Annotated in this window: 2 protein-coding genes; both read left to right on the top strand. The window is 39.4% G+C overall.

What is annotated here, in order from left to right:
• Nucleotides 1–811, top strand: an 811-nt coding sequence (locus tag DWU89_RS20315; protein ID WP_115501444.1) for a FimB/Mfa2 family fimbrial subunit, incomplete at its 5' end; no start/stop codon positions are given.
• A 221-nt stretch (nt 812–1032) separates the two neighbouring features.
• Nucleotides 1033–1290: a hypothetical protein gene (locus DWU89_RS20320; RefSeq protein ID WP_115501445.1), complete on the top strand. Its 258-nt coding sequence runs from the start codon at nt 1033–1035 to the stop codon at nt 1288–1290.
• Nucleotides 1291–1727 lie beyond the last annotated feature (437 nt).

The following is a 1727-nucleotide window of genomic DNA, read 5'->3' on the forward strand; positions in this document are numbered from 1 at the left end:
CCAGGTGCCTTTGAACGTTGAAGCTCCTTTCTCCGTTATTCTCAAAGCTTATTCGGAAAATCAGGATATCACTTCAAAAGGTGACGTTAAGAGCACTACACTGTATGTTTTCGACGAAAACGACGATTTCTACAAACAAATCACAGTCGACAGAGATTACCTGCTCCAGGTAAAGCCGGTTGAAATCAGCTGCCCGGGATCAAAGAAGATTACTGTTGTCGCTTGGGCTGGTCTTTCTAATGACAGCGAAGAAATCAGCAACATGAACCAGGCGAATATCATTTCAGACCTGCAAGTGAGCTTAAAAAATAACAACGGTGTGGCAAACAGCTTGCCGAGCGACCTGTTCTACGGACAAATCACCGTTTACCGTTCAGCTACGAAAGCTGCTGCACAGGAATTAAAGATCGAACGCAAAGTTTCTTCCATGTCCATCCTGACAAGAGGTGTTTTTAAAGTATTCGATTCAAAAGAAGGCAACTATTACTACAAAATAAAAAGTACTAAGAGTTCTTTCAACAGCAATGGCGAATTAACAGGTAACGATATCGAATATGTTATTCCGGCCACTTTAAATGAAAAAGGAAATTTGACTACGGGAATATTCTCTATTTTACCGACCGATAATGCGACAATAGAGCTTTACAGAGACGATGTTATGGTGCTTTCTTCCGAAAATGTCAAAAATTCAGAAAACGTGGCTGCAAACAAAGGAGAACAAACAAATATCGTTTTTGACCTTTCTCGCAACAATATCAACATCGACGTATCAGACTGGAACACAGATGTTCGGTACGTTATAGTTGGATAATCTGCCCTCAATTTTTTTATATGCAATAAGCGCACATTCGGATTGTTCCGAGTGTGCGCTACTTTTTTGCAAATATGCGATTCTTAGTGATAGTCCTACCACTCATTTTGATAGTATCGCATATTACAAAATTTACTAAATTTCAGACAATCAGCAAATTATAAAAAGCCACGATAGGATCACCTACCACCATGACACAAATACAACGCATGATATAATATATGAATCAAAAAGTAAACGTCCAGACAGAGATAAATAGCTTGTCTGTAAATCTTAGACAGAAGAACAAAAGAACAAATGAAGATTATCCAGGTTTAACCGTGGCGGTGTGTCAAAACACCCTTGTCCCCGCGCTTGACGCGGGGCCGCAGAAGAACAGACCTTATCAATCAGTTGTTTATACGGTCGATTTTAATGCGATCCCGCGTCAAGCGCAGGAACAGGGCAGTTTTGTACTGCCCCCATACACCGACAAATAATGGTTTGTACATATATAAAAAGCAAGAATATAAAAGGCAAACATCTAAAGTCCCACAGAAAACGCCCCTGATAATACGTCCACCACCCATTGTGATATTTTTACCACCTACCAACAGAAGGCATAAGATAATCATGACACCATGATACTTATACTATCGCAATTGACACTTTCACCCACATACACAAAGCAGTCATTCCTATCAACACGAAGGGCAGGCATGATAGTTTTACACCCTTTTGAGAGATTTTCAACCCCTTATTTGATACTTTCTCCAACTATTTTGACCTGTTTAACATTTATTATACACAAAACTATTGCAGGATCCGATTTGCTGCCATATATTTGCATTGTCAACGAGAAACAAGAGGTTTTGATGAGGGTCTTAACCGAGAGAAAAGTTCTCGAAGAGTATAGGGTTTATTAATTGCATAAAAA

This window comes from Parabacteroides acidifaciens, from assembly GCF_003363715.1.
GTDB classification, from domain to species: Bacteria; Bacteroidota; Bacteroidia; order Bacteroidales; family Tannerellaceae; genus Parabacteroides; species Parabacteroides acidifaciens.